Annotated in this window: 19 protein-coding genes; 12 read left to right on the forward strand and 7 right to left on the reverse strand. The window is 71.5% G+C overall.

What is annotated here, in order from left to right; all coding sequences use genetic code 11:
• Positions 1-129: 129 nt before the first annotated feature.
• The gene (locus tag ACIRP2_RS10250; protein ID WP_404248397.1) at positions 130-1,884 is read right to left on the reverse strand and encodes an acetyl/propionyl/methylcrotonyl-CoA carboxylase subunit alpha; all 1,755 of its coding nucleotides are present in this window, start codon (positions 1,882-1,884) and stop codon (positions 130-132) included.
• A gap of 411 nt (positions 1,885-2,295) precedes the next feature.
• On the opposite strand from ACIRP2_RS10250, the gene ACIRP2_RS10255 reads away from it, so the two are divergent.
• Positions 2,296-2,757 (forward strand): hypothetical protein, encoded by a 462-nt coding sequence (locus ACIRP2_RS10255; protein ID WP_404248399.1) that lies wholly within the window; start codon positions 2,296-2,298, stop codon positions 2,755-2,757.
• Between the two features lie 93 nt (positions 2,758-2,850).
• Here ACIRP2_RS10255 and ACIRP2_RS10260 read toward each other — a convergent pair whose 3' ends face one another.
• The 4 genes from ACIRP2_RS10260 to ACIRP2_RS10275 all read right to left on the reverse strand — a co-directional run bounded on the left by ACIRP2_RS10260 (position 2,851) and on the right by ACIRP2_RS10275 (position 5,615).
• Entirely contained in the window at positions 2,851-3,468 is a 618-nt protein-coding gene (locus ACIRP2_RS10260) for a Maf family protein (protein ID WP_404248401.1), read from the reverse strand.
• 12 nt (positions 3,469-3,480) lie between these two features.
• Positions 3,481-3,609, reverse strand: a complete 129-nt coding sequence (mmpB, locus tag ACIRP2_RS10265) for a morphogenic membrane protein MmpB (RefSeq protein ID WP_093900106.1) — start codon at positions 3,607-3,609, stop codon at positions 3,481-3,483.
• Between the two features lie 189 nt (positions 3,610-3,798).
• Complete coding sequence (locus tag ACIRP2_RS10270) at positions 3,799-4,008, reverse strand: acyl-CoA carboxylase epsilon subunit (RefSeq protein ID WP_404248403.1); 210 nt, start codon at positions 4,006-4,008, stop codon at positions 3,799-3,801.
• A 14-nt stretch (positions 4,009-4,022) separates the two neighbouring features.
• On the reverse strand, positions 4,023-5,615 hold the full coding sequence (locus tag ACIRP2_RS10275) for an acyl-CoA carboxylase subunit beta (protein ID WP_404248405.1): 1,593 nt from the start codon (positions 5,613-5,615) through the stop codon (positions 4,023-4,025).
• Between the two features lie 133 nt (positions 5,616-5,748).
• Between ACIRP2_RS10275 and ACIRP2_RS10280 the strand changes: the two genes are divergently transcribed.
• The 5 genes from ACIRP2_RS10280 (at position 5,749) to hutH (ending at position 11,873) form a co-directional block, all read left to right on the forward strand.
• A complete protein-coding gene (locus ACIRP2_RS10280) occupies positions 5,749-6,615 on the forward strand; it encodes a biotin--[acetyl-CoA-carboxylase] ligase (RefSeq protein ID WP_404248407.1) in 867 nt (288 codons plus the stop codon).
• A 227-nt stretch (positions 6,616-6,842) separates the two neighbouring features.
• Complete coding sequence (locus ACIRP2_RS10285; protein ID WP_404248409.1) at positions 6,843-8,009, forward strand: adenylate/guanylate cyclase domain-containing protein; 1,167 nt, start codon at positions 6,843-6,845, stop codon at positions 8,007-8,009.
• Between the two features lie 176 nt (positions 8,010-8,185).
• The gene (locus tag ACIRP2_RS10290) at positions 8,186-8,998 is read left to right on the forward strand and encodes an enoyl-CoA hydratase/isomerase family protein (RefSeq protein ID WP_404248411.1); all 813 of its coding nucleotides are present in this window, start codon (positions 8,186-8,188) and stop codon (positions 8,996-8,998) included.
• An 85-nt stretch (positions 8,999-9,083) separates the two neighbouring features.
• The gene (locus ACIRP2_RS10295) at positions 9,084-10,244 is read left to right on the forward strand and encodes a diguanylate cyclase domain-containing protein (RefSeq protein ID WP_404248413.1); all 1,161 of its coding nucleotides are present in this window, start codon (positions 9,084-9,086) and stop codon (positions 10,242-10,244) included.
• 78 nt (positions 10,245-10,322) lie between these two features.
• Positions 10,323-11,873, forward strand: a complete 1,551-nt coding sequence (hutH, locus tag ACIRP2_RS10300) for a histidine ammonia-lyase (protein WP_404248415.1) — start codon at positions 10,323-10,325, stop codon at positions 11,871-11,873.
• Positions 11,874-11,921: 48 nt separating this feature from the next.
• On the opposite strand, the gene ACIRP2_RS10305 is transcribed toward hutH, so the two are convergent.
• The gene (locus tag ACIRP2_RS10305; RefSeq protein WP_404248417.1) at positions 11,922-12,230 is read right to left on the reverse strand and encodes a hypothetical protein; all 309 of its coding nucleotides are present in this window, start codon (positions 12,228-12,230) and stop codon (positions 11,922-11,924) included.
• Between the two features lie 108 nt (positions 12,231-12,338).
• On the opposite strand from ACIRP2_RS10305, the gene ACIRP2_RS10310 reads away from it, so the two are divergent.
• From ACIRP2_RS10310 to ACIRP2_RS10325, 4 genes are all read left to right on the forward strand, one after another.
• Positions 12,339-12,734 carry a hypothetical protein gene (locus ACIRP2_RS10310; RefSeq protein WP_404248419.1) on the forward strand — a complete coding sequence of 132 codons (396 nt, stop codon included), beginning with the start codon at positions 12,339-12,341 and terminating at the stop codon, positions 12,732-12,734.
• Positions 12,735-13,025: 291 nt separating this feature from the next.
• Entirely contained in the window at positions 13,026-14,291 is a 1,266-nt protein-coding gene (locus ACIRP2_RS10315) for an Ig-like domain-containing protein (RefSeq protein ID WP_404248421.1), read from the forward strand.
• A 165-nt stretch (positions 14,292-14,456) separates the two neighbouring features.
• On the forward strand, positions 14,457-15,926 hold the full coding sequence (locus ACIRP2_RS10320) for an ABC transporter permease (RefSeq protein WP_404248423.1): 1,470 nt from the start codon (positions 14,457-14,459) through the stop codon (positions 15,924-15,926).
• A 45-nt stretch (positions 15,927-15,971) separates the two neighbouring features.
• Positions 15,972-16,655 carry an ABC transporter ATP-binding protein gene (locus ACIRP2_RS10325; RefSeq protein ID WP_404248425.1) on the forward strand — a complete coding sequence of 228 codons (684 nt, stop codon included), beginning with the start codon at positions 15,972-15,974 and terminating at the stop codon, positions 16,653-16,655.
• 80 nt (positions 16,656-16,735) lie between these two features.
• Here ACIRP2_RS10325 and ACIRP2_RS10330 read toward each other — a convergent pair whose 3' ends face one another.
• On the reverse strand, positions 16,736-17,239 hold the full coding sequence (locus ACIRP2_RS10330; protein ID WP_404248427.1) for an RDD family protein: 504 nt from the start codon (positions 17,237-17,239) through the stop codon (positions 16,736-16,738).
• Positions 17,240-17,619: 380 nt separating this feature from the next.
• Between ACIRP2_RS10330 and ACIRP2_RS10335 the strand changes: the two genes are divergently transcribed.
• Entirely contained in the window at positions 17,620-17,847 is a 228-nt protein-coding gene (locus tag ACIRP2_RS10335; protein WP_404248429.1) for a hypothetical protein, read from the forward strand.
• Positions 17,848-18,096: 249 nt separating this feature from the next.
• Complete coding sequence (locus ACIRP2_RS10340) at positions 18,097-18,267, forward strand: hypothetical protein (RefSeq protein WP_404248431.1); 171 nt, start codon at positions 18,097-18,099, stop codon at positions 18,265-18,267.
• Positions 18,268-18,456: the final 189 nt, after the last annotated feature.

The following is an 18,456-nucleotide window of genomic DNA, read 5'->3' on the forward strand; positions in this document are numbered from 1 at the left end:
GCGGGGGGCCCCCCCCGCCCCCCCCCGCGGGGGGGGCCCCCCCCCCGGCCGCGGCCGCCGGGGGGGGCCCGGGGGGGCCCCCCCCCCCCCCCCCGGGGCCCCGGTGCGACGACGGGCCGGCCGCGTCGCTCAGTCCTTGATCTCGCAGATCACGGCGCCGGACGAGATCGAGCTGCCGACCTCGGCGGCGAGTCCCTTGACGGTGCCGGAGCGGTGCGCGTTGAGCGGCTGCTCCATCTTCATGGCCTCCAGGACGACGACCAGATCGCCCTCCTGGACCTCCTGGCCCTCCTCGACGGCGACCTTGACGATGGTGCCCTGCATCGGGGACGCCAGCGTGTCGCCGGAGACCGCGGAGCCGGACTTCTTCGCCGCCCGGCGCTTGGGCTTGGCGCCCGCCGCGAGTCCGGTACGGGCCAGGCTCATCCCCAGCGAGGAGGGCAGCGAGACCTCAAGACGCTTGCCGCCGACCTCGACGACGACGGTCTCGCGGCCGGTTTCCTCCTCCGCCTCCACGTCGGCGGCGGCGGTGAACGGCTTGATGTCGTTGACGAACTCGGTCTCGATCCACCGGGTGTGGACCCGGAACGGGTCACTGGTGAACGCCGGGTCGGCGACGACGGCGCGGTGGAACGGAATGGCGGTGGCCATGCCCTCGACATGGAACTCGGCCAGCGCACGCGCCGCCCGCTGCAGCGCCTGCTCACGGGTCGCGCCGGTCACGACGAGCTTCGCCAGGAGCGAGTCCCAGGCGGGCCCGATGACGGAACCGGACTCCACGCCCGCGTCGAGGCGGACACCGGGGCCGGTCGGCGGGGAGAAGACGGTGACGGTGCCCGGGGCGGGCAGGAAGCCGCGGCCCGGGTCCTCGCCGTTGATCCGGAACTCGAAGGAGTGCCCGCGCACGGCCGGGTCGTCGTAGCCGAGCTCCTCGCCGTCGGCGATGCGGAACATCTCGCGGACGAGGTCGAGGCCGCTGACCTCCTCGGTGACCGGGTGCTCGACCTGGAGCCGGGTGTTGACCTCCAGGAACGAGATGGTGCCGTCCGTGCCGACGAGGAACTCCACGGTGCCCGCACCGACGTATCCGGCCTCCTTGAGGATGGCCTTCGACGCCGCGTACAGCTCCGCGTTCTGTGCCTCCGAGAGGAACGGGGCGGGGGCCTCCTCGACCAGCTTCTGGTGGCGGCGCTGGAGCGAGCAGTCACGGGTGGAGACGACGACGACGTTGCCGTGGGTGTCGGCCAGGCACTGCGTCTCCACGTGGCGCGGCTTGTCGAGGTAGCGCTCCACGAAGCACTCGCCGCGGCCGAACGCCGCCACGGCCTCACGGACCGCGGAGTCGTACAGCTCCGGGATCTCCTCCAGCGTGCGCGCCACCTTCAGCCCGCGACCGCCACCACCGAAGGCGGCCTTGATCGCGATGGGCAGCCCGTGCTCCTTCGCGAACGCCACGACCTCGGCGGAGCCCTCGACCGGGTCGGGCGTGCCGGCCACCAGCGGGGCGCCGGCACGCTGTGCGATGTGCCGGGCGGCGACCTTGTCGCCGAGGTCCCGGATCGCCTGCGGCGGCGGGCCGATCCAGGTCAGACCCGCGTCCAGCACGGCCTGGGCGAACTCGGCGTTCTCCGACAGGAAGCCGTAGCCCGGGTGGATCGCGTCCGCCCCGGAGTCCTTGGCGGCCTGGAGCACCTTGGTCATGTCCAGATAGCTGGCGGCCGGGGTGTCACCGCCCAGGGCGAATGCCTCGTCGGCCGCGCGTACATGCAGAGCGTCGCGGTCCGGGTCGGCGTAGACGGCCACGCTCCCGATCCCGGCATCCCGGCATGCCCGAGCAACACGGACAGCAATTTCGCCACGGTTGGCGATGAGCACCTTGCGCACGATGGCTCCCTCCTTGAAACAAGCTGAGTTTAGGGACTACCGACACGGCCCTACGACCCGTCCCCATTGGTGAGCTTGCCCACACGGAGTGTGATTCGAGGCTTGCTCAAGTCGCGAAATCCCTTGTGGCACCACGGTACGCCCGGATTCATGACCGCACAGTAGCCACGAGGTGTGGTCCAGGTCTCTGTTCGTGCAAGCAGCCCCGCCCGGCGTTTCTTTGTCGAGTCCCCACTAATGGGCGAACGATTCTTTGCTCGACGCACGAGGGGCGCGACAAGGAGGGTGCGGGGGCGGTGTACGGGTGCGCGTCAGGAGCGCGGGGCGGAACCGATGGGCGCCCGGGCCCTTGTCCCGGGCGTTACCCATTAGTAGGGTCCTCGCTATCGCACGTACTGCAGGTAACAGGGGGTGAGCACCGTGGTGCGCAGACCGGTGGCGTTCGTGACGGCGATCGTGCTGTTCGTGGAGGCCGTGGGCATCGTGGTCGTCAACGGCATCCTGGCGACGGTCGTCGACAACCAGGACATGTCGCTGGCGGGGCTGGAACCCTCCGCCATGGTCAACGGCACCTGGGCGATGGGCGGTGTCTTCGGGCTGTACCTGCTGCTGTGCGGGCTGGTCCTCCTGCTGGCCGGCATCCGTGACCGGGCTCCCGGCCGCATCGGCCGCATCGCCCTCATCACCTGCGCCGTGGTGCACGGGGTGCTGGGCGCGCTGACGGTGGGACTGGTCGGCTGGGCCGCGTTCGCGTGCCTGATGGTGGTGCTCGGGCTGATCGTGCTGGCGCTTGTGGCGTACGGCCCCGGGTCCGGGAGCGGCCGGCCCGCCGAGGACGAGGACGCCGAGCCGAACGCTCCGGCTCCCGTCTGACCCGAACGGCCGAACCGGACCGTCAGGTCCCCCGAGGCTCCGGTCCGACCCGAACGGCCGAACCGGACGGGCCGGCGAAGCGGCCGCTCCGGCTCAGCCGCGGACCCACAGCTCGGTGACGGAGATCCCCAGCTCGCCCAGCAGCCGGCGCAGCAGCGGAAGCGAGAGCCCGATGACATTGCCGTGGTCGCCCTCGATGGAGTCGACGAACGGCGCCGAGCGGCCGTCCAGCGTGAAGGCGCCCGCGACGTGCAGCGGCTCGCCGGTGGCCACGTAGGCAGCGATCTCGGCGTCCGTCGGTTCGCCGAAGCGGACGGTCGTGGACGCGGTCGCCGAGGCCGTACGTCCGCTCGCGGTGTCGATCACGCTGTGGCCGGTCCGCAGCACTCCGGCCCGGCCGCGCATCGACTTCCAGCGGGCGATGGCCTCCTCGCCGTCAGCCGGCTTGCCGAGCGCCTCGCCGTCGAGTTCGAGCACCGAGTCGCACCCGATGACCAGGGCGCCCGCCGCCTCGGGCCGGCCGGCCACCGCGGCGGCCTTGGCCTCGGCGAGCACGAGCGCCAGCTCGGCCGGTGTCGCGGCGCTCAGCGCGTCCTCGTCCACCCCGCTGACGATCACCTCGGGTGCGAATCCGGCCTGCCGCAGAAGGCCGAGACGGGCGGGGGAGGCGGAGGCGAGCACGAGACGGCGCTGATCAGTCATACGCGCCATCGTAGAAGCCCCTCAGCGTGTCCCGAGCACGAACATCGCGACCACCATCGCGAGCGCAAGCACCAGCCCCGCGCGCCGCATCATGTCCTGGGCGTCGCGCAGTTCCTTCGGCGGCTTGTTCTCCGGGTCGGACCACAGCATGGACCGATCCTGCTGCGGGGCCGGACGGCGCGCCTGAGTACGGATACTCAGGCGCCCTGGTACGTACGGGCCAGATCGCGTCCGTACGCACCGAGGTCCGGACCCGAAAGGGCCCGGACCTCCGAAAACACGTGCGGACGGGTGACGGCCCGGTGTGCGCGGAGCGGGGACCGGGTCACCGTTCCGCGGTCATCCGGGCCAGTACGTCCGCGCCCAGGCCCGCGGCCCCGGCAGATGGCGTGCGCGCCGGGCGATGCGCCCCGGGTCGGACCACTGACCGGGCACCGCCGCGGCGCCGGGCGACACCTCGGACAGCGGCGCCGCGGCGCGCGCCCGGACCACCGCGAGCGCGGCGGCCAGCTCCTCCGGGGTCGGGTTGCCCCGTACGACCTTGATCATGGTCAGGACCCTTTCTAGAGGGGGATGTTGCCGTGCTTCTTCGGGGGCAGCGACTCCCGCTTGGTGCGCAGCTGGCGCAGCGCCTTGACGATGTGGGCGCGGGTCGTGGACGGCATGATCACCGCGTCGACGTAGCCGCGTTCGGCCGCCACGTACGGGTTGAGCAGCGTGTCCTCGTAGTCGGCGATCAACCGGGCACGGGTGGCCTCTGCCTCGACGGGGTCCGTGACGGCGGCGATGGTGCGGCGGTGCAGGATGTTCACCGCTCCCTGCGCGCCCATCACGGCGATCTGCGCGGTCGGCCAGGCGAGGTTGATGTCGGCGCCCAGGTGCTTGGAGCCCATGACGTCGTACGCGCCGCCGAACGCCTTGCGGGTGATCACCGTGATCAGCGGGACGGTCGCCTCCGCGTACGCGTAGATCAGCTTGGCGCCGCGGCGGATGATGCCGCCGTACTCCTGGTCGACGCCGGGCAGGAAGCCGGGGACGTCGACGAAGGTCAGGACGGGCACGTTGAAGGCGTCGCAGGTGCGGACGAAGCGTGCCGCCTTCTCGCTCGCGTTGATGTCCAGGCAGCCGGCGAACTGCATCGGCTGGTTGGCGACGATGCCGACCGGATAGCCCTCGACGCGCCCGAAGCCGGTGAGGATGTTCGGGGCGAACAGGGCCTGGGTCTCCAGGAACTCGCCGTCGTCCAGCACGTGCTCGATGGCGGAGTGCATGTCGTACGGCTGGTTCGCCGAGTCCGGGATGAGGGTGTCGAGCTCGCGGTCCTCGTCGGTCGTGGCGAGGTCCGCCTCCTCCGGGAAGGCCGGTGCCTCGGAGAGGTTGTTCGAAGGGAGGTACGACAGCAGGGACTTGACGTACTCGATGGCGTCCTTCTCGTCGCCCGCCATGTGATGCGCCACCCCGGAGGTGGTGTTGTGGGTGCGGGCGCCGCCGAGTTCCTCGAAACCGACGTCCTCGCCGGTGACGGTCTTGATGACGTCGGGGCCGGTGATGAACATGTGCGAGGTCTGGTCGACCATGACGGTGAAGTCGGTGATCGCGGGGGAGTAGACCGCGCCGCCCGCGCAGGGGCCGACGATCAGCGAGATCTGCGGGACGACGCCCGAGGCGTGCACATTGCGGCGGAAGATCTCGGCGAACAGGCCGAGTGCCGCCACGCCTTCCTGGATACGTGCGCCGCCGCCGTCGTTGATGCCGATGATCGGGCAGCCGGTCTTCAGCGCGAAGTCCATCACCTTGACGATCTTCTCACCGTAGACCTCGCCCAGCGAGCCGCCGAAGATGGTGAAGTCCTGCGAGTACACGCAGACGGGGCGGCCGTCGACCGTGCCGTAGCCGGTGACGACACCGTCCCCGTACGGGCGGTTCTTCTCGATGCCGAAGTTGGTGGAGCGGTGCCGGGCGAACTCGTCGAGCTCCACGAAGGAACCCTCGTCCAGCAGGAGGTCGATCCGCTCGCGGGCGGTCAGTTTGCCCTTCGCGTGCTGCTTCTCGACCGCGCGCGCGGAGCCCGCGTGCGTCGCTTCGTCGATTCGGTGCTGCAGGTCCGCGATCTTGCCCGCGGTGGTGTGGATGTCGATCTCTTCCGGCTCGGACATCGGGTGGCGGCTCCCTGCCTGGTCACGGGGACGACTGTGCTGCTGATCAGGTACTGAACACCTACTGATCCGTAGGGTATCGGCGCGGATACGGTTCGGCAGTGCGTCGTTTACCACACCTAGTCTGGCTTGCATGACACCTTCGGATGCGCCTCACAGCCGCTGGTCGGACCTGGACCGGCCGCCCCTCAACGTCCCCGCGCTGCGCCGCGGGCTGGTGCGGCCGGGCGGCCTGTGGACCTCGCTCGACGTCGTGGAGACCACCGGGTCCACCAACTCCGACCTCGCCGCGCGTGCGGCGTCGGGCCTCGCCGAAGGCGCCGTGCTGGTCGCCGAGGAGCAGACCGCGGGGCGCGGGCGCCTCGACCGCACCTGGACGGCCCCGGCCCGTTCGGGCCTGTTCCTCTCCGTCTTCCTGACGCCCGACGACGTCCCCGTCCGGCGGTGGGGCTGGCTGCCGTTGCTCACCGGCGTCGCGACGGCGACGGGCCTGGCCCGCGCGGCGGGCGTCGACACGGCCCTGAAGTGGCCCAACGACCTTCTCGTGACAGTGGCGGGCGAGGAGCGCAAGGCGGGCGGCATCCTGGCCGAGCGCGCCGGGAACGGCGTCGTCGTCGGCATGGGCCTCAACGTGTCCCTGCGCGCCGACGAACTCCCCGCCGCCACGGCGGGCTCGCTGGCCCTGGCCGGAGCGGTCTCCACCGACCGGGAGACGCTGCTGCGGGGCGTACTGCGCTCCCTGGAGCACTGGTACGGCGAGTGGCGCGCGGCGGAGGGCGACGCGGCGGCGAGCGGACTGCAGGAGGCGTACGCGGCGGGCTGCGCGACCCTCGGTCGCAGGGTACGGGCCCAACTGCCCGGCGACCGCACGCTCACCGGCGAGGCCGTGGCGGTCGACGGCGACGGCCGCCTGATCCTGTCCACCGACGACGGTCTCCAGGAGCCCGTGTCGGCGGGCGACATCGTGCACCTGCGGGGCGTCGGCGGCGGCCTGGTCTGAGGCGGTGGCACGACGACCGCCCCGGCCCGCCCCGACCCGTACCCGGGCATGCGTCCTCGCCCTCCCGGAATGCCCCCACCGGCGGAAACCGCCCACGCCCACCGGCCCGTCCGGGAACATTCCCGGAGGCCATGGGGACGTGAGCCACGGCACACCTGCCGTATCGTTGAGGCGATCCACCGACAGATCGGCAGGGCAGTGCGCAGGGAACGGGCAGGAGGCGGCTGGTGACCGTCGACGACACGACCTCCGGTGCGGGCGCGGAGCCCCCGGAACGCTCGGTCCACCCGACACCGCATCACGAAGTCGACCACACGGCGGAACCGACCGACGATCCCCTCGCGATCCGGCTGGAACAGCTGATCCTGGGCGCCGACCGTCGCTACACGCCGTTCCAGGCCGCCCGTACCGCCGGTGTCTCGATGGATCTGGCCTCCCGGTTCTGGCGGGCCATGGGCTTCGCCGACATCGGGCAGGCCAGGGCGCTCACCGAGGCCGATGTGCTGGCGCTGCGCCGGCTCGCGGGACTCGTCGAGGCGGGGCTGCTCAGCGAGCCGATGGCCATCCAGGTGGCCCGGTCCACCGGGCAGACCACCGCCCGGCTGGCGGAATGGCAGATCGATTCCTTCCTGGAGGGGCTGACCGAACCGCCCGAGCCCGGAATGACCCGCACCGAGGTCACGTACCCGCTGGTGGAGCTGCTCCTCCCGGAGCTGGAGGAGTTCCTGGTGTACGTGTGGCGGCGCCAGCTCGCCGCCGCCACCGGCCGGGTCGTGCAGGCCGCCGACGACGAGGAGATGGTCGACCGGCGCCTGGCCGTCGGCTTCGCCGACCTCGTCGGATTCACCCGGCTGACCCGGCGGCTGGAGGAGGAGGAGCTCGGCGAGCTGGTCGAGGCGTTCGAGACCACCTCGGCCGACCTGGTCGCCGCCCATGGCGGTCGGCTCATCAAGACCCTCGGCGACGAGGTCCTCTTCGCCGCCGACGACGCGGGCACCGCGGCCGAGATCGCGCTGCGTCTGATCGAGGCGATGACCCAGGACGAGACCATGCCGGCGCTGCGGGTGGGCATCGCGTTCGGCACGGTCACCACCCGAATGGGCGATGTCTTCGGTACGACGGTGAACCTCGCGAGCCGGCTGACCTCGATAGCCCCGAAGGACGCCGTGCTGGTGGACGGGGCGTTCGCGGAGGAGCTGACCCGTACCGGCGACGCGCCGGCCTCCGAGGCGCAGGCGGCGGAGGAGGCCGCCGCGGCCGAGAAGGAGCGCCAGGACGGCATGGAGCCGTCCCTGCCCAAGTACCGCTACGGGCTGCAGCCGATGTGGCAGCGCCCGGTGCGCGGCCTCGGCGTGGTGGAGCCCTGGCTGCTGGCACGCCGGGGCACGTCCTGAGGGCTGTCCCGTGATCCCCGGCGGGCGCGCGACGACGCGGCGGGGTGCGGGGCCGGGGCACGCGAGCCCGGCGTGATCCGCACGAGAGGCACCGGGCCCGAACGCGCCCGGACCACTGTGCGGGGAGCCCCATAGGATCCCTCCGGTAACGATCGTTAACCGGAGGGGTGCCAGTCATGACCGTCACGTCCGAGCAGCGGTTCGGGGAATTCGTCGTCGTACGGGTCCACGAGGGGCAGGAGCACGTCGCCGAGCTGGTCCTCGACCGGCCGGGAGCGATGAACGCGGTGTCCACGGACATGGCCCGCTCGATCGGTGCGGCCTGCGCCGCGCTCGCCGCCGACCCGGGCGTACGGGTCACCGTCCTCACCTCCAGCCACGAACGGGCCTTCTGCGTGGGTGCGGACCTGAAGGAGCGCAACTCCTTCACCGACGCCGAGTTGCTGCGTCAGCGCCCGACGGCCCGCGCCGCGTACACCGGCGTACTGGAACTGCCGATGCCGACCGTCGCTGCCGTGCACGGCTTCGCGCTCGGCGGCGGATTCGAGCTGGCCCTGTCCTGCGACCTGATCGTCGCCGACCGCACGGCCGTGGTGGGGCTGCCCGAGGTGTCGGTCGGTGTCATCCCGGGCGGCGGCGGCACGCAGTTGCTGCCGCGGCGGATCGGCGCGGCACGCGCCGCCGAGCTGGTCTTCACCGCGCGGCGGGTGGAGGCGGCCGAGGCGCGTGAGACGGGACTGGTCGACGAACTGGTGGAGGCGGGACGGGACCGGGAGGCCGCGCTGGCGCTCGCGGGGCGGATCGCCGCCAACTCCCCGGTGGGGCTGCGGGCCGCCAAGCGCGCGCTGCGCCTGGGGCACGGCCTGGATCTGCGGGCCGGTCTCGAAGTCGAGGACGCCGCCTGGCGGTCGGTGGCCTTCTCCGGCGACCGGGCCGAGGGAGTGGCCGCGTTCAACGAGAAGAGGAAGCCGAACTGGCCCGGCGAGTGACGTTGAGCGTTCAAAGAGACACGCAGCGAGCATGAGCGAGGTCGCAAACTGATCAAATCACCACAAAACTACATAAGCTGTAGCGATGGGTGATGATGTGCGGCTGCGGGCCGTGGTTTCGCTCGCGCAGACGATGGCGGCGGCACACACCCCGCGGGCGTCGTGGCGAGCGGCTGCGCTGGGGGCGTGCGAGGCGTTGGGCGGCAGCTTCGCCGCGCTCTCCGTCTGGGAGCGGGGGCGCGGGCGGCTGCGCGTTCTGGTGAACGCGGGCGAACGGGCCGAGGGGGAGGAGGAGTTCCCCGAGGAGGAGACGTATCCGGTGCACGAGTTCCCGGAGATCACCGAGTTCCTGCACGAACGGTGGGCCGGTGGCGGTGAGCCGGACGCCTGGGTCGAGACCGCCGACGGTCCGGTGGGCGGGGCACCGTGCGTGGGGGTGCGGGGGTACGGGCGCGGATACCGCCGGCAGCGGGTGGCGGCCCTGCGGCGGCGCGGGCGCGGCTGCTGCGTGGTCGCGCCGATCGTGCTGCACGGGCGGGCCTGGGGTGAGCTGTACGTGGCCCGCCCGGTGGGGCAGCCGGTGTTCGGCCGGGAGGACGCGGACTTCGCGACCGTGCTGGCCGCGGTCGTCGCCGCCGGGATCTCCCAGACCGAACGGCTCGAAGAGGTCCGCAGGCTCGCCTTCACCGATCCGCTGACCGGGCTGGCCAATCGCCGTGCCGTCGATGTGCGCCTCGACGAGGCGGTGGAGCGGCACCGGGCGGACGGGGCGGTGGTCAGTCTGGTCGTCTGCGACCTCAATGGTCTCAAGCGGGTCAACGACACCCATGGCCATGCCGTCGGGGACCGCCTGCTGGAACGTTTCGGCTCGGTGCTGTCCCGGTGCGGCGCCATGCTGCCCGGTGCGCTCGCGGCCCGGCTCGGCGGCGATGAGTTCTGTCTGCTCGCGGTGGGCCCCGAAGCGGACGAGGTGATCCGGGTGGCCACCGAACTCTGCGAACGGGCGGCCGAGTTGGAGCTCGGTGACGGGGTGGCGTGCGGGATCGCGTCGACCGGTGATCCGATCGGCCCCGAGGTGTCGGCGCGACGGCTCTTCCGGCTGGCGGACGCGGCCCAGTACCGGGCGAAGGCGGCCCGCTCCACGGAGCCGGTGGTGGCGGGGCGCGACGGGGAGGTGCTGCGGCTGGCCGACGCGCCGCCCAGGTCCCCGCACGACCGCCGCCACCTGCGTGGCAGTCGCCCCTGACCGTGTGACCGGACGGGTAAGGGGTCAACCGCGCGACCACTAGTGACATGAAGGGATTCAATCCGTACGCTTCTGAATATGGATATGCATACAGTCGTGGTGGGGACGTCCGGTACCACCGCCCAGGACGTCATCGCCGTGGCCCGCGGCAACGCCCGCGTCGAGCTCTCCGCGGACGCCGTGGGCGCGCTCGCCGCCGCCCGCGAGATCGTGGACGCGCTCGCCGCCAAGCCCGAGCCGGTCTACGGCGTCTCCACCGGCTTCGGGGCGCTGGCCAGCCGGCACATCGGTCGGGACCTCCGGGCACAGCTCCAGCGCAACATCGTCCGTTCGCACGCCGCGGGCATGGGTCCGCGGGTCGAGCGCGAGGTCGTCCGCGCCCTGATGTTCCTGCGGCTGAAGACGGTCGCCTCGGGGCACACCGGGGTGCGCCCCGAGGTCGCGCAGACCATGGCCGACGTCCTCAACGCGGGCATCACCCCCGTCGTCCACGAGTACGGCTCGCTCGGCTGTTCCGGCGACCTGGCCCCGCTCTCCCACTGCGCGCTGACGCTGATGGGCGAGGGCGACGCGGAGGGGCCCGACGGCACCGTGCGCCCCGCCGGCGAACTGCTCGCCGCCCATGGCATCACCCCGGTCGAGCTGCGCGAGAAGGAGGGCCTCGCCCTCCTCAACGGCACCGACGGCATGCTGGGCATGCTCGTCATGGCCCTCGCCGACCTGAAGAACCTCTACACCTCGGCCGACATCACCGCCGCCCTCTCCCTGGAGGCGCTGCTCGGCACGGACAAGGTCCTCGCCCCCGAACTGCACGCCATCCGCCCGCACCCGGGCCAGGGCGCCAGCGCCGACAACATGCTGCGGGTGCTCGCCGGTTCCGGCCTCACGGGCCACCATCAGGACGACGCCCCCCGCGTCCAGGACGCCTACTCCGTGCGCTGCGCACCTCAGGTCAACGGCGCCGGACGCGACACCCTCGACCACGCCGCGACCGTCGCCGACCGCGAACTGGCCTCCGCCGTGGACAACCCCGTCGTACTCCCCGACGGCCGGGTCGAGTCCAACGGCAACTTCCACGGCGCCCCCGTCGCTTACGTCCTCGACTTCCTGGCGATCGTCGCGGCCGACCTCGGTTCGATCACCGAGCGCCGTACCGACCGGCTGCTGGACAAGAACCGTTCGCACGGGCTGCCGCCGTTCCTCGCCGACGACGCCGGGGTGGACTCGGGTCTGATGATCGCCCAGTACACCCAGGCCGCCCTGGTCAGTGAGATGAAGCGGCTCGCCGTCCCCGCCTCGGCCGATTCGATCCCGTCCTCCGCGATGCAGGAGGACCACGTCTCCATGGGCTGGTCGGCGGCGCGCAAGCTCCGTACCGCCGTCGACAACCTCGCCCGGATCGTCGCCGTGGAGCTGTACGCGGCGACCCGTGCCATCGAACTGCGCGCCGCACAGGGCCTCACGCCCGCCCCGGCCTCGCAGGCGGTCGTCGAGGCGTTGCGTGCGGCGGGTGTCCAGGGGCCGGGGCCGGACCGCTTCCTGTCGCCGGACCTGGCCGCGGCGGACGCGTTCGTCCGTACCGGAAAGCTGGTCGCGGCGGTCGAGCCGGTGACCGGACCGCTGGCCTAGAAGAGCACCGTCGGCCTGGCGGAAGGGCCTGGAAGAACCCTGGCCCGTTCAGGCGGACAGGGCGTCGGCGCGCCGCACCGAGGAATCGGCGCGGCGCACCGAGCAGGCGACGAACGCCGCGCCGATGCCCAGGAACGCCGTGCCGCCGATCAGATACGGGGTGGTGTCGACCCCGGTGCCGGTGTCGGCGAGCCTCGGGCCCGTGGCGGTGTCCTCGGCGGCGGTCGCCGGTCGGCTCCGGGCGCCCGGGGCGCCGGCCGATTCGTCCGTCGCGTTGGCGGACGGGACGAACCACAGGGCGGCCAGCAACGTGCCCGCGGCGGTGGCGGTCAGGAGCGGGCGGCGAGCAGCGGCCACGGAATAGATCCCCCTTGTCACAGCCGTGAGTTAGGCCTGTGCACCGATGCTAGTGAAAGCAGCGGGTCGCGGGAAAGTCGCGGGGGCGGGGAGCCTACGCTCCGGCACATGAGCACTTCTGGGACATCGCAATTTGTTCGGCTTCGCGTCGAAATGGTGTTGGAGATCACGGACCCCGACGCCCTCAGCGGCACCGCGCTGGAGTCCATCGCCGCCGAGTACGGGGAGCCCGGCGGGGAGGCCGCCGAGGAGCGGGTACGGGCCGAGGAGGCCGTACGGGAGGACGGCGCGGAGGCCCTCGCCTCCCTCGTCGATCCGTTCGACCTGGTCAGCGAGGTGCCGGGAGTCGAACTCGCCCAGGCGTCCTGGAGCAGCGAGACCGTCGACTACGACCCGGACGCCCCCGACGGCTGGGACCTCGACGAGGACGAGGAGATCGGCGAGGAGGACTACGGGATGGACGACGTCGACGAGGTGGACGACGGCGTCCCGCACAATGGGTGAGGACGACGGCGGGCACAACGGCGTGAGCGGCGGTACGGAGCCACGGGTCCGGCAGGTGTGAAGCACCTGCCCCGGCCCGCTCTCCGTGGGCCGGGGCCGTCGTGCGCACCGGTCTCGCACATACGTGATCGGAAGCGGGAACCACCACCGCCGCGGATGCGTCGGTGAGTGTTGTTCCCCACATCTCTCTTGGATGTGGAACGAAGGACCCCTTCCATGGGTTCTAGGAACATTGACGGGTTTCGCCGGGCGACGGCGGGTCCGCTCGGGGTTTTTGGGGATTCGGCAACGATGGAGAAGCGTGTGATGACGGGAAGCAAGCGGCGCAGGGGCCTGATGGCCGCGTCCGCACTGCTCGGCGGCGTTCTGGTGCTCACGGCCTGCAACGACGGTGACGCGAGCGGCAGCTCCGAGGGCTCGAAGAATTCGCAGGCCTCCGAGGTCGACAAGGCGGCGGCCCAGGACGCGTCCGAGGCGCAGATAGCCATCTCGCCGAAGAACGGCGCGACCAACGCGAGCATCAACAACGACGCGAAGGTCACTGTCGCCAAGGGCACGCTGTCCCAGGTCGCCATGACCACGTCGGCCGGTGCGGCCGTCAAGGGCACGCTCGCCGCCGACGGCAAGAGCTGGAAGCCGGACGTCCAGCTGGAGCGCTCGACCACGTACAAGATCAGCGCGACGGCCAAGGACTCCAAGGGCCGCGAGGCGCACGAGAACTCCTCGTTCACCACCGTGTCGCCCGCCAACAGCTTCATAGGCAACTTCACCCCCGAGGACGGCTCCACGGTCGGCGTCGGCATGCCGGTCTCGATCAACTTCAACAAGCCGATCACGGACAAGAAGGCCGTCCAGGCCGGGATCACCGTGACGTCCAGCAGCGGCCAGCAGGTCGTCGGACACTGGTTCAACGCACAGCGTCTCGACCTGCGCCCGGAGAACTACTGGCAGGGCGGTTCCACCGTCACGCTGAAGCTGGCGCTGGACGGCGTCGAGGGCGCGGACGGCGTCTTCGGTGTGCAGCAGAAGACCGTCACCTTCAAGGTCGGCCGCAACCAGGTCTCGACGGTCGACGCCAACACGAAGATGATGACCGTCACCCGCGACGGCAAGACGATCAAGACCATCCCGATCTCTTCCGGCTCCTCCGCCAACCCCACGTACAACGGGCAGATGGTGATCTCCGAGAAGTTCAAGGAGACCCGGATGAACGGCGCGACGGTCGGCTTCACCGACGGCGACGGCAAGGGCGAGTACGACATCAAGGACGTGCCGCACGCCATGCGGCTCTCCACCTCGGGCACCTTCATCCACGGCAACTACTGGGGCGCGCGGTCGATCTTCGGCAGCGCCAACACCAGCCACGGCTGTGTCGGTCTCGCCGACGTGAAGGGCGCGAACGACGCCAGCCAGCCCGCCGCGTGGTTCTACGACAACTCCCTCGTCGGCGACGTGGTCGTCGTCAAGAACTCCCCGGACCGGAACATCACCCCGGACAACGGTCTCAACGGCTGGAACATGAGCTGGGCGGAGTGGACGGCGGGCTCCCAGGCCTGACCCGCACGCACCACCCCTCCCGCAGTCCCGAATCCCGTACGAAGGCGGCGGCACCCGGATCCACTCGGATCCGCGGCGCCGCCGCCTTCGGCGTACGCAGGTGTTCTCATCCGGCTCTCATCGTGGCCTTAACCCACCATCACGACCGGTCCGTAGCTTCGCGCCATGTTCTTCACCTACCTCCGGCGCGAACTGCGCCGCCGCAGAAAGGCGGCGCTGGTCGTCGCCTCGGGACTCGCCCTGGGCATCGCGCTGGTCATCGTCGTCAGCTCGGTCTCCTCCGGCATGACCAAGGCCCAGGACAAGGTCCTGCAGTCGCTGTACGGCCTCGGTACGGACATGACGGTCACCAAGGCCGCTGTCGCTCCCGGCTCCGGCAGCGGACGCCCGAAGTTCGAGTTCGACGCCAAGGGCAACGACGACGACTCGACACAGAGCAGCGACCGGGTCCTGGTGCAGGGCTTCCAGGCGCTGGCCTCCTCCACCGTCGACGCGATCGGCAAACAGAACGGTGTCGCCGACGCCGTCGGCGGACTCAGCCTGAACGTCATGAAGGTCGACGGCCAGTTCAGGCGTGGCGAGTTCAAGCAGCAGGGCGGCACGGGGGGCCAGGACGACCGGGGCGGTCCCGGCGGGCAGGGCGGCGGCGCGCAGCCTCAGGGCGAGGTCAGGGGCGGCGGTGCCTCCTTCGACGTCAACTCCTACTCCGTGTACGGCACCGATGTCACGAAGCAGACCCTCGGCCCGCTGACCTCCTCGAAGATCACCAAGGGTCGTACGTTCAAGACGTCCGAGACCGACGCGAAGGTCGCCGTCGTCGACTCCGCGTACGCCAAGGAGAAGAAGCTCGACGTCGGCAAGACCGTGACCATCCACGGGACCGAGTTCACGATCGTCGGGGTCGCGACCGCCGACAGCGGTGACGCGGCCGCCAACCTCTACATCCCGCTGAAGCGGGCGCAGACCCTCGCCGACTCGAAGAACAAGGTCACCACGGTCTATGTGAAGGCCGCGGACTCGCAGCAGATCGACCAGGTCAAGTCCACCATCCAGAAGAACGTCCCGGACACGACCGTCACCACCTCCGCCGATCTCGCCGACACCGTCTCCGGCTCCCTCTCCACCGCGTCCGACCTGGCCGCCGGCGTCGGCAAGTGGCTGTCGATCGCGGTTCTGGCCGCCGCCTTCCTGGTGTCCGGACTGCTCACCTCCTCGGCGGTCAGCCGCCGGGTACGGGAGTTCGGCACCCTGAAGGCGCTCGGCTGGAAGAGCGGCCGGGTCACCCGCCAGGTCGTCGGCGAGGCCCTCGTCAACGGACTGCTGGGCGGGGTGCTCGGCATCGCCGTCGGGCTCGCCGGAGCGTACGTCGTGACCGCCATCAGCCCCACCCTCACCGCACAGCTCGGCTCCTCGGGCGGCGGAATGGGCGGCGGGGCGGGCGGCCGGTTCATGGGCGGTCCGGGCGGCCCCGGCGCGGCCAGGACGCTCGACGTCGCGCTGACCGCGCCCGTCTCGCTCTCCATCATCCTGATCGCCGTCGCACTGGCCGTGGCGGGCGGGCTGATCGCCGGTGCGTTCGGCGGCTGGCGGGCCTCCCGGCTGCGCCCCGCCGACGCCCTGCGCCGCGTCGAATAGCCCACCCGACGTCCCACCCCCCTTTGTTCCAGCAGGAGTTGACCCATGTACACGCTCAGAGACGTCACCAAGCGCTATACGCGCGGCAAGGCCACCGTCCACGCGCTCGCCGGTGTGGACCTGACCATCGAGGACGGCGGCCGGCTGGTCATCCAGGGCCCCACCGGCGGTGGCAAGTCCACGCTGCTGCAGATGCTCGGTGGCCTGGACCGCCCCACGAGCGGCAGCGTCGAACTCGACGGTGTGGACCTCGCGAAGCTCGGCGAGGCCAAGCTCACCAAGGTGCGCGCGCAGAACATCGGCTTCGTCTTCCAGAGCTTCAACCTCATCCCGACGCTCACCGCCCAGGAGAACGTCGAGACCGCGCTCGTACCGCTGGGCGGCAAGGCGTCCGAGCGACGCAGGCGGGCCGCCGAGGCACTGGACTCCGTCGGACTCGGTGAACGGCTCGGCCATCTGCCCGGCGAGATGTCCGGGGGCCAGCAGCAGCGGGTGGCGATCGCCCGGGCGCTGGTGAAGAGGCCGCAGGTGCTGCTCGCCGACGAACCCACCGGCAACCTCGACGAGTCGATGCGCGACGAGGTCATGGAGGTGCTGGAGACCATGTGGAAGGAGCACGGACTGACCTTCATCATGGTCACGCACGACAGCGCCATCGCCCGGCGGGCGCCACGGCTGGCGACCATCCGCAAGGGCAAGGTCACCGTCACGGAGAACGCGGCGGCCTGAGGGGGGACTTGAGGGATCCGACCGGTCCGGGCCGGTGAGGTCGGGGTCCTGACCGGCCATGGGTTCCGGCCGGTTCGGTTTCAGTGGTGGGCGGCGGCGTTCCGGTGGGCGGTGAGGTCGCTGCGGCGGACCTGGCGCAGTCCCGTCGGATCGGTGTGCCCGCTGCTCCAGAGGGCGCTGAGCGGAAGGGGACCGGAGTTCGTGAGGAACGCGCGCAGCGCGTACCACGGTTGCAGCGGCAGCCGGCCCAGTCCGTACAGCCAGCGCCGCAGCAGCCGGCCGGGCCCCGGGCGGCCGGCGTCGGGCAGTCTGATCACCCGTATCCCCATGATGAGCTTGCCCGCGCCGCCTCCGGCGAGCGCGGTGAGGACCACGTGATTGAGGAACGAGAACGCGAGCGTCGGGCCGAGGAGCAGCCCGACGGCCTCCGCGATGTCGGCCGTGACCACGTACGGCCGGGCGAGTAAGCCGCCGGTGACCAGGCAGAGGTAGCCGTCGAGGCCGACGGCGAGATAGCGGCGCATGTCGCCCACCCGCGGCGGGACGCGCGGCGCGGCGCGCTGCCCGGGGACGGGCGGCAGCACCGGGCGGTCGTGGGGTCCCGAAGGCCGTGGGTACCCGTGTTCCAGCGGTGGGCGGGCGGCCGGTGCGGTCCTCGGCCGGGAACAGCTCGGGGTACGTCTGTGCCCCCGTGGCGTCGTCATGACGGCATCATGTCCGATCGTGCGTTCCCGCGTGCCTCGGATGCGCACTCACGCCCCTGCTCGCACACGGGCGAGTTTCTGCCACGCCGAATCCGGGGGCGTCCGGATCAGGCCGGTTCGGCGACCGGGGCACGTGAGCCCGGCGTGATCCGGACGAGAGGCCCTACGGGACAGCCCTTGGCGTATGCACGGCCGCCGCCTGCTCAGCCACGGAACGGAACCGCCCGTGCACCCCTCCGCCGAGACGGGACGCGACGCCCGTGGTGTCGGGCGCCGGCTCGTCCGTCGTCCGCAGCGACGGCGCCGGACTCGTCGTACGGACCCGCGCGCCCGGATCGGTGATCCTGCGCGTCGCCTGCTCGCCCTGGCTCCGGGCCGACACCGGCTGTGTGGAGCGGGCGGGCGAGTGGACCCGGCTGAAGGTGCGGGCGGCCGACGAGTACCGGATCGACTCCTCGTACGGATTTCCCCGGCAGGGAAAGTGCTGAGCCGGCACGCGGGCACCCGCCCTCGGCGCCGGCCGCCGAGGTGAGCGTGCGGGCCGTCCGCGCTCGCGGAAGGCGGCCGGGAGCGTCGCCGGGCACGGCGGTCGGTCCGGACAGCGGGCTCCGGTTCTCCGCACCACATGGTGCAGCCGGCTACACCATGGTTCCGGGAGGCGGGTCCCTCGTCGCGACGGGCGTGCGCCGGAAGGATGGAGCCATCACGCGACACCACCCCGACCACGGAGGATCACCATGAAGGCACTGCTCTGGATCGTGTTCTGCGCGGCGATCGCCGCGAACGTCTGCCTGAACTTCCTCGTGGGCGACGGCGCCCTGCAGATCGCGCTGAGCGCGGTCTCCGGCGTGGTCGTCCTCGCGTCCGGAGCGGGCCTGTGGATGCTGCGCCGCCCGGCCGACGCATGAACTCGGACACGGCCGGGGGCCCACTATGCGGATACCGTGGCGCATCTTTCCGGGTCACTGGGACAATCGGTATGCCACAACGGTTCTGTACGTCGCTTTCGTGAGCCGCAGAGCGCGCGATACCGGGCGACGCCCTCAATGGGGAGGGGGACCGCTGGTGCCCCTCGGGACGGGGGCACCTTCGCGCGC

This window comes from Streptomyces sp. NPDC101194 (assembly GCF_044767885.1).
Classification (GTDB): Bacteria; Actinomycetota; Actinomycetes; order Streptomycetales; family Streptomycetaceae; genus Streptomyces.

Coding starts and splice junctions, on each gene's coding strand:
- ACIRP2_RS10260 (WP_404248401.1), bottom strand. CDS start 3,468: ATGGCGCGTATGACTGATCAGCGCCGTCTCGTGCTCGCCTCCGCCTCC.
- mmpB (WP_093900106.1), bottom strand. CDS start 3,609: ATGCTGTGGTCCGACCCGGAGAACAAGCCGCCGAAGGAACTGCGCGAC.
- ACIRP2_RS10270 (WP_404248403.1), bottom strand. CDS start 4,008: ATGATCAAGGTCGTACGGGGCAACCCGACCCCGGAGGAGCTGGCCGCC.
- ACIRP2_RS10275 (WP_404248405.1), bottom strand. CDS start 5,615: ATGTCCGAGCCGGAAGAGATCGACATCCACACCACCGCGGGCAAGATC.
- ACIRP2_RS10280 (WP_404248407.1), top strand. CDS start 5,749: ATGACACCTTCGGATGCGCCTCACAGCCGCTGGTCGGACCTGGACCGG.
- ACIRP2_RS10290 (WP_404248411.1), top strand. CDS start 8,186: ATGACCGTCACGTCCGAGCAGCGGTTCGGGGAATTCGTCGTCGTACGG.
- ACIRP2_RS10295 (WP_404248413.1), top strand. CDS start 9,084: ATGGGTGATGATGTGCGGCTGCGGGCCGTGGTTTCGCTCGCGCAGACG.
- hutH (WP_404248415.1), top strand. CDS start 10,323: ATGGATATGCATACAGTCGTGGTGGGGACGTCCGGTACCACCGCCCAG.
- ACIRP2_RS10310 (WP_404248419.1), top strand. CDS start 12,339: ATGAGCACTTCTGGGACATCGCAATTTGTTCGGCTTCGCGTCGAAATG.
- ACIRP2_RS10315 (WP_404248421.1), top strand. CDS start 13,026: ATGGAGAAGCGTGTGATGACGGGAAGCAAGCGGCGCAGGGGCCTGATG.
- ACIRP2_RS10320 (WP_404248423.1), top strand. CDS start 14,457: ATGTTCTTCACCTACCTCCGGCGCGAACTGCGCCGCCGCAGAAAGGCG.
- ACIRP2_RS10325 (WP_404248425.1), top strand. CDS start 15,972: ATGTACACGCTCAGAGACGTCACCAAGCGCTATACGCGCGGCAAGGCC.
- ACIRP2_RS10340 (WP_404248431.1), top strand. CDS start 18,097: ATGAAGGCACTGCTCTGGATCGTGTTCTGCGCGGCGATCGCCGCGAAC.